Source organism: Bradyrhizobium uaiense (assembly GCF_010811875.1).
Lineage (GTDB): Bacteria > Pseudomonadota > Alphaproteobacteria > Rhizobiales > Xanthobacteraceae > Bradyrhizobium > Bradyrhizobium uaiense.
In genome coordinates this window covers 1-8,012 of sequence record NZ_VKHP01000351.1, presented here as the reverse complement: position 1 = coordinate 8,012, position 8,012 = coordinate 1, and the positions used below count along the sequence as shown (strand labels likewise).

General features: G+C 63.7%; 5 protein-coding genes and 2 pseudogenes. 4 read left to right on the top strand and 3 right to left on the bottom strand.

Going from position 1 to position 8,012, the window contains the following annotated elements; genetic code table 11:
* The first annotated feature begins 550 nt into the window (after window positions 1-550).
* Together FNJ47_RS43225 and FNJ47_RS43220 are read left to right on the top strand one after the other, a co-directional pair.
* Window positions 551-1,105 carry a GNAT family N-acetyltransferase gene (locus FNJ47_RS43225; RefSeq protein ID WP_163162505.1) on the top strand — a complete coding sequence of 185 codons (555 nt, stop codon included), beginning with the start codon at window positions 551-553 and terminating at the stop codon, window positions 1,103-1,105.
* A 389-nt stretch (window positions 1,106-1,494) separates the two neighbouring features.
* Window positions 1,495-1,728 carry a hypothetical protein gene (locus tag FNJ47_RS43220; RefSeq protein WP_163162503.1) on the top strand — a complete coding sequence of 78 codons (234 nt, stop codon included), beginning with the start codon at window positions 1,495-1,497 and terminating at the stop codon, window positions 1,726-1,728.
* Window positions 1,729-1,737: 9 nt separating this feature from the next.
* Here FNJ47_RS43220 and FNJ47_RS43215 read toward each other — a convergent pair whose 3' ends face one another.
* Both FNJ47_RS43215 and FNJ47_RS43210 read right to left on the bottom strand, forming a co-directional pair.
* Entirely contained in the window at window positions 1,738-3,003 is a 1,266-nt protein-coding gene (locus FNJ47_RS43215; RefSeq protein WP_163162507.1) for an FAD-dependent oxidoreductase, read from the bottom strand.
* A 64-nt stretch (window positions 3,004-3,067) separates the two neighbouring features.
* On the bottom strand, window positions 3,068-4,723 hold the full coding sequence (locus FNJ47_RS43210) for a thiamine pyrophosphate-binding protein (RefSeq protein WP_163162501.1): 1,656 nt from the start codon (window positions 4,721-4,723) through the stop codon (window positions 3,068-3,070).
* Window positions 4,724-5,625: 902 nt separating this feature from the next.
* Between FNJ47_RS43210 and FNJ47_RS43205 the strand changes: the two genes are divergently transcribed.
* The gene (locus FNJ47_RS43205) at window positions 5,626-7,116 is read left to right on the top strand and encodes a methyl-accepting chemotaxis protein (RefSeq protein WP_163162499.1); all 1,491 of its coding nucleotides are present in this window, start codon (window positions 5,626-5,628) and stop codon (window positions 7,114-7,116) included.
* Window positions 7,117-7,139: 23 nt separating this feature from the next.
* Here FNJ47_RS43205 and FNJ47_RS43200 read toward each other — a convergent pair.
* Window positions 7,140-7,892: pseudogene (locus FNJ47_RS43200) on the bottom strand (acyl-CoA dehydrogenase family protein); the annotation flags it as partial.
* On the opposite strand from FNJ47_RS43200, the pseudogene FNJ47_RS43195 reads away from it, so the two are divergent.
* Window positions 7,888-8,012, top strand: a pseudogene (locus FNJ47_RS43195) (acyl-CoA dehydrogenase family protein); the annotation flags it as partial. The pseudogenes FNJ47_RS43200 and FNJ47_RS43195 overlap by 5 nt on opposite strands.

Here is an 8,012-nt window from a genome sequence, read left to right as displayed (position 1 = left end):
GCACCCATGGGCCCCGTGCAAAAGGTAGAAAGCACGGGGGTAGGACCACAGGTGTAACCGAAACAACCCGGCTTTCCCTGCGCGATGGGTTACGGCTTATACGTGCTCTCCCCGGCGAGACTGGGCTTTGTTGTCACCGCCTTCGCAAAAACGCTTACGCGTTTTGCGAGAGGACACCTACCACTAGGGCGTCAGGCCTGCACGATTTCGCCGTCCGCTTCATGCGCATTCGTCGACTGCGCGATCCGCGTCCACCGCATCTCGACCCGCGTTCGTGACGATCGCGAAGCGCCCCTCGATCGGGTGAGACGGGCGCATTGAACATCTGAGTTGGGTCCGGCGTCAAGTTAAATTCTGAAAAGCCGAACGAATTGATCAGGCATGGATGGCGCGTAACTCGCAGGGTCGCGCTCCCCTGCAATTTCCGGGAGCGGCCAGGAGAGCGGAGTGACGCCACATGGAATTATTCGTAGTGTCGCGCAGTCAGGATTGCGCGACGCATGATCGATGGCTTCATTGACCCGTTACCGCTGAGCCGAGGCAGAGCCGGATGCAGTTGTTGACACCAAGGCTCCTCCTCCGCCCATGGATCGATTCAGACAGACCGCCGTTTGCGGCGATGTCTGGGGATGCCGACGTCATGGAATATCTCCGCCCGCTCGCATCGCGGGACGCCTCCGACGCCTGGATCGACTTCCAGACCAGCCATCAATCCTCTCACGGATTCTGCATGTGGGCCGTTGAATCGAGAGCATCCGGCATATTCATGGGGGCCGTCGGACTATTGCGCATCGGCTTTGTCGCCCGCTTCACGCCCGCTGTCGAAGTCGGCTGGCGGCTGGCGAGGCCGTTCTGGGGACAGGGGTTTGCGATGGAGGCTGCGCGAGCGTCTCTTCGGTTTGGCTTCGAAGAGGTTCGTCTCGCGGAGGTCGTGGCGCATGCGAGCATTCGAAACGTTCGGTCCAGACGTCTGATGGCCAAGCTTGGGATGCGCCACGACAACGCAGAAGATTTTGACCACCCCCGCATCCCGGAAGATAACCCATTGCGTCGGCAAGTTCTCTATCGACTGACGCGAGATGCGTGGGTGTCTCAATGCTCATGACGTCACCACGCGATGGATCATCCGAAGGCGTGACTCCTGGCATTGGTCAAAGCCGGCCGTGTTCTGATTAACAAGATGCTTGAACCTCACAGGCTCCTTGCAGCCTGATTGCGCTCCCCGAGAAGTGACTCAAGTCACTGGAAGAGCGCGGCATCGGATCGTAGGAACCATCGTCGCAGCGGCGCATTGTCATTCATCCATCGGTTGAGCGGTATTATACCGCCAGTATCGGCATCCGTGCCGATCCTGTAGCGTCAGCTGTCCGCCGTGGAGCTCGTTAGCCGTCGTCTGTTGTATTTCAGGATTCTTCTCTTGGCACTTTTTGCATATCGAGCATCGGACAAGACGCCGCGATCGCGCGGGCGAACCACTGCCGCCAGAGCTGCGCGATGAAGTCGGACAAGGCCATCTGGTACGTCTCGTTCGCCGTGAGAAGCCCTGACGCCGGACACCACCGCTTCGCGCGTCAGACCCGTACCTTCACGACCGAACAGGATGCCAAGGCGTTTGCGCGCACCCTGCTCGTTCAGACGCAGGACGTCAGCGCCGGCACGATCAATCCGCATATGCCGAGACGCGTGATCGCGCCGGCGGCGATCACGGCCTGGGCCGGTGACAGCTGAGGCTTCTTCCTACAGAAAACGTGACGGCGCGAACGGCCTAAGCGGAATTTCGGGCGCCTTGCCGCTGAGGAGCTGCGCGACCAGCCGGCCGGTGCGGGCCGAGCCGACCAGGCCGACATGGCCATGGCCGAAAGCATAGACCACGTCGCGCGAGGCGCGCGCATGGCCGATGCAGGGCCGTCCGTCGGGCATGCTCGGGCGATGGCCGAACCAGGTCTTGATCCGTGATGGCGGGATATCCCTCGGCAGTTTCGGGAACATGCTGAGCAGATGCTCGCGCAGAATCTCGGCGCGCTTCCAGTTCGGCGCGGCGTCGAGCCCCGCGATCTCCACGGTGCCGGCGGCGCGCAGACCCTTGTCGGTCCAGTTGACGACCATCTTGGCATCCGCGGCCATCATCGAATTGCGCGGTCCGGATTCCGGATTCTCGATCATGACATGATAGCCGCGCTCGGTTTCCAGCGGCAGTGGATCGCCGATCGACGCGGTCAGTTGCTTGGAGCGCGCGCCGGCGGCAACCACCGCGGCGTCGCAGGCTATCTCGCCGGTCTCGGTGACCACGGCGACGAGCCTGTCGCCAGCGAGCCGGAGGCCTGTGGCCTTGGCGGCGACGCGCTTCGCGCCGTTGGCGACGGCGTGCGCGGCGAGCGCCGCGACGTAAGCGCCGGGATCGCGGCAGCGACCGGCCTCCTCGACCACGACGCCGAACTTGTAGCGCGGATGCAGGTCAGGCTCGCGCTGGCGCATCTCGTCTTCATCGAGCTCGAGCCATTCGATGCCGACGCGCTTGCGGATGCGCCAACCGAGGTCGCGGTCGAACGGCGCGCGCGAGGGAAACACGTGCATCACCCCGCGCCGCTCGATCAGTTCACCCACGCCGGCTTCCTCGGCGAGCTGCCGGTGCAACAGCGGCGCGTCCTTCAACAGATCGCGCATCGCCCGCGCGGTGGCCTCGACCTGCTGCTCGGTCCAGCTCGACAGCAGGTACTTGACCAACCAAGGCAGGGCCTTCGGCAGATACGACCAGCGGATCGAAAGCGGCCCGAGCGGATCCATCAGATAGCCGGGCACCTTCTTCCAGGTGCCGGGTTCAGCCGGCGGGATCACAGAATGCGACGACAGCCAGCCGGCATTGCCGTAGCTCGCGGCCTGGGTGCCACCGGGCTCGCCCGGATCGATCAGCGTGACGCGATGGCCCTCGCGTAGCGCCTCGATGGCGCTGATCACGCCGACCGCGCCGGCACCGATGATCGCGACGTGACGGCCCGTTCCGATCATCAGCGCTTCGCCTTTTGATTGGGCATGATCTCTTCGGAAAACCGCTTCGCACTTTTCCGCATCATGCCTCGGGCACAAAATCCTTGCCGACCGACAGCGCGCGCTGATCGACCAGGCAATGCAGGATCGCCGGCTTGCCGGAGGCCAGCGCGCGCTCGAAGGCGGGCGCGAAATCTTCGGTGCGCTCGACCCGCTCGCCATGGCCGCCGAACGCCTTGGCATAGAGCGCGAAGTCCGGGTTCTTGAGCTGGGTGCCGACGACGCGGCCGGGATAATCGCGCTCCTGATGCATGCGGATGGTGCCGTATTGCGCGTTGTCGATGACGACAACGATCAGCGGGGCGTCATACTGCACGGCGGTGGCGAACTCCTGCCCGTTCATCAGGAAGCAGCCGTCGCCGGCGAACGCGACGACGACGCGATCGGGATGATGCCGCTTGGCCATCACGGCCGCGGGCACACCGTAGCCCATCGAGCCCGAGGTCGGAGCAAGCTGCGCGGCGAAAGCGTGGAAGCGATGGTGGCGATGAATCCATCCGGCGTAGTTGCCGGCGCCGTTGCAGACGATCGCATCCTTCGGCAGCCGATCGCGCAGCCAGGTCACGACCTCGCCGTATTGGAAGCGGCCCGGCAGCTCGCGCGGCTTGTCGGTCCAGGCGAGATAATCCGCGTGCGCCTTGGCCGCCTCGCCCTTCCAGGCGGGAACGGATGCGGGCTTCATGGTCTCGACCGCGGCGGCGAAGGCGGTGGGCGTCGCCTGGATCGCCAGTGCCGGCTGGTAGACGCGGCCGAGCTCTTCGGAGCCCGGATGGACATGGATCAGCTGCTGGCTCGGTGTCGGGATGTCGAGCAGCGTGTAGGACGAGGACGGCATCTCCGACATGCGGCCGCCGATCAACAGAATGACGTCGGCGCCGGTGAATCGATCCTTCAGTTTGGGGCTCGGGCCGATGCCGAGGTCGCCGGCATAATGCGAATGGTCGGCGTCGAACAGCGAAGCACGGCGGAATGAGGTCGCGACCGGCAGGTCGAAACGTTCGGCAAAGCGCGCGATGCCCCTGGCCGCCTCTGCGGTCCAGGCCGAACCACCGAGCACCACCAGCGGCGCCTTGGCCGATGCCAGCATGGTGCCGAGGCGCTCCAGATCCGAAGGTGCCGGCCAGCTGGCCGCAGGCTCGACCTTCGGCGCGTCGGCGACCGCCGCGGTTTCGGTCAGCATGTTCTCCGGCAGCGAGATCACGACCGGACCCGGACGGCCCTGCAGCGCGACGCGAAACGCGCGCGCGACCAGCTCCGGAATGCGGTCGGGGCGATCGATCTCGACCGCCCATTTCGCCATGGTGCCGAACACCGCCTTATAGTCGAGCTCCTGGAACGCCTCGCGCTCGCGCATGCCGGTGTCGACCTGGCCGACGAACAGGATCATCGGGGTGGAATCCTGCATCGCGATGTGCACGCCATGAGCCGCGTTGGTCGATCCGGGGCCGCGGGTGACGAAGCAGATGCCGGGCCGCCCGGTGAGTTTGCCATAGGCCTCCGCCATCATCGCAGCACCGCCCTCGGCGCGGCAGATCACCACATCGATCGGGCTGTCATGCAAGGCATCCAGTGCTGCCAGATAGCTCTCGCCCGGCACGCAGGTGACGCGCTCCACTCCCTGCGCGACGAGCTGGTCGATCAGGATCTGGCCTCCGGTGCGGGCGTTGCTTTTGGTCATGAGGGCTCCCTGCAGCTACTGGCGCGCGCCTTGGCTTCGCGCGGATCGTGGTCCCACGGGGTTATGATAGACGGAAATATGGTGCAAGGCCGAAGCCGCGTCTCGAGGGCGAAGCTGCGTCAAGCCATGCGGTAGGCAATGGGCAACGTTGTTTCGTCATCGATTTCCGCAGAGCGGACGATCACCCGCAGGAACGAAGCGACCCGGTCGGCGAGCAAGCCAGTCATCGTCCGCCGATCTCGCCGCCGGCTCGCGGATGAGACGTCCCGACGCCGGTCAGTGGGCCTGAGCTGGGATCGCGACGCGACCACGCTACCTATGCGTGCTTCATTCGTGAATACTCCATCGACGCACCGACGATATGGAGCAGCCTCGCGCTCGTCGCAACGCGCCGACTGCCACGGCAGCGCGCATGCGCGCGAGTTGATCAGCAAGCCACATCCACAACTCCAAAGCCGCGCGAGCATCGCGCGTAACGATTGACGTCAAGCGCGTCGCGGCGCGCGCGACGATCGCGTGGCACAATCTGCATACACTTCGTCGCTATATGCACGACAACAATCATTTGCAGCGCGCGCGTGCGCGCCCGTAAGACTACGGTGCAGTATCGATCGCCTCATGCCTTTTGCAGCGGATCGCGCAGGTTTCGCAGCAAATCGTCGTCTTGCACGTCGATTTCGGCTGCACTCATCACATGCATCGCACGTTGCATCTTGCGCGATCGCGCAAGGCACACTGCATGCACTTCTGGACGGAACTCGAATCGCCTACGGTTCCATGCAGTCAGAAATTGTAAATCGTGTGTCGCACCTGCCCGCCGTCCGGCGGCGGAAGGCTTTCTGCTACCGATCAGGTGCAACGTTTTCAGTTCACCAAATTGATATCAATGCTGGAGGCAATGCATGTTGGGGATGAAGAGCGTCGCAAGCGTAATCGGCTCCGATCATTCGTACCGGCTGTTCGACGATATGCCGATCAGTGTCATGCTCTGCGAGCTGGACAATTTCAGGATCACCTACATCAACGAGTCGACACGGCAGAACCTGAAGAAGATCGAGCATGTGCTGCCGGTGAAGGTCGATGCACTGATCGGGCAGTCGATCGATATCTTTCACAAGAATCCGCAGCATCAGCGCCGGCTGCTGTCCGATCCGAAGAACCTGCCGCACAAGGCGCGCATCACCATCGGCGGCGAGACGCTCGATCTTACCGTGACGGCGATGACCAATTCGCGCGGCCGCTACTCGGGGCCGATGCTGACCTGGGAGCTCGCGACCGAGAAGGCGCGGCTTGAAACCCAGACCGAGCGGCTGTTGCAGATGCTCGACAACATGCCGATCAACATCATGATGTGCGATACCGATTTCAACATCACCTACATCAACCAGACCAGCCTCAAGACACTCGACACCGTGAAGCATCTGCTTCCGGTGGCGCCCGGCAAGATCCTCGGCAACTCGTTCGACATCTTCCACAAGAACCCGCAGCATCAGCGCCGCATCGTCGGCGATCCCAAGAACCTGCCGCATGCGGCCAAGATCAAGCTCGGCCCGGAAACGCTCGACCTCAGGGTCTCCGGGCTGACCGACAAACGCGGCAACTATACCGGCGCGATGCTGAGCTGGTCGGTCGTGACCGGCAATGTGAAGCTGGCGGACGATTTCGAGAAGGACGTAAAGGGCCTTGCGGGCATGCTGGCGTCAGCCTCGACGCAAATGCAGGGCACGGCACGATCGCTGACGACAACCGCCGAATTCGTCAACCAGCGCTCGGCAAGCGCGGCGTCCGCGTCCGAGGAGCTCTCCTCCTCGGTCACCGAGATCAGCCGCCAGGTGGCCGAAGCAAGCCGCATCGCCCGCATGGCGGTCGAGGAGGCCGAGAAATCCGACAAGCTGGTCGCTGGCCTCGTGACCATGGCGCAGAAGATCGGCGACGTCGTCGCCCTGATCAGCCAGATCGCCGGCCAGACCAACCTGCTCGCGCTCAACGCAACGATCGAGTCCGCGCGCGCCGGCGAGGCCGGCCGCGGCTTCGCCGTCGTCGCATCCGAGGTGAAGGCGCTGGCCAACCAGACCGCCAAAGCCACAGAAGACATTTCAGCGCAGATCAACGAGATGCAGACCGCGACCGGCAACACCGCCACGGCGCTGAAGGCGATCTCGCAGGTCATCGTCCAGATCAGCGAAATCTCGACCGTGATCGCCAGCGCCGTCGAGGAACAGGCCGCGGCCACCAAGGAGGTGACCGCAAACATCAACGGCACGACCAAGGCCATCGACGATGCCAGCAAGGCCGCCGAGAGCGTGCTGTCGGCTTCCGGAGAGCTCGCCAGCAATGCGTCCGAGCTGGAAGTCCAGGTCGACAAGTTCCTCAAGAATGTCCGCGCGATGTAGGGCCGCCGAGGTCGCGCGCTTGCCTACAGCGAGCGCGCGATCAGGACCTTCATGATCTCGTTGGTGCCGCCATAGATCTTCTGGATGCGGGAATCGATGAACATCCGCGAGATCGGATATTCCTGCATGTAGCCGTAACCGCCGTGCAGTTGCAGGCATTCGTCGGCGGTCTCGACCTGCTTCTGCGAACACCACCATTTCGCCATCGACGCCGTCACGGTGTCGAGATCGCCGGCGACCAGGCGCTCGACGCACCAGTCGACGAACACGCGGGCAATCATCGCCTCGGTCTTGCGTTCGGCGAGCGTGAACGCCGTGTTCTGGAACTCGATCAGCGGCTTGCCGAAGGCCGTGCGCTGCTTGGTGTAGTCAGCGGTGATTTTGACCGCACGCTCCATCGAGGCGACCGCGCCGATCGCAAGCGACAGCCGCTCCTGCGGCAGTTGCTGCATCAGCTGCACGAAGCCGCTGCCCTCCTCATTGCCGAGCAGGTTTTCCGGCGGCACCGTGACATTGTCGAAGAACAGTTCCGACGTGTCGGAGGCATGCAGGCCGATCTTGTCGAGATTGCGCCCACGCCGGTAGCCCTCGGCACCCGCGGTTTCAACCACGATCAATGAGATGCCCTTGGCGCCGGGCGCGCCGGTGCGCGCCACCACGATGACGAGGTCGGCGGCTTGGCCGTTAGTGATGAAGGTCTTCTGGCCGTTGATGACGTAGGAATTGCCCTGCTTCTTGGCGGTGGTCTTGATGGCTTGCAGATCGGAGCCGGTGCCGGAGCTGACCACCGGTGTTTCCGTCCACAGCGCGATCGTCGCGCATTACATCGTCAACTACGGCTCGGAGGAGCAGAAGCAGCGCTGGCTGCCGAAGATGGCGTCCGGCGAAATGGTCGG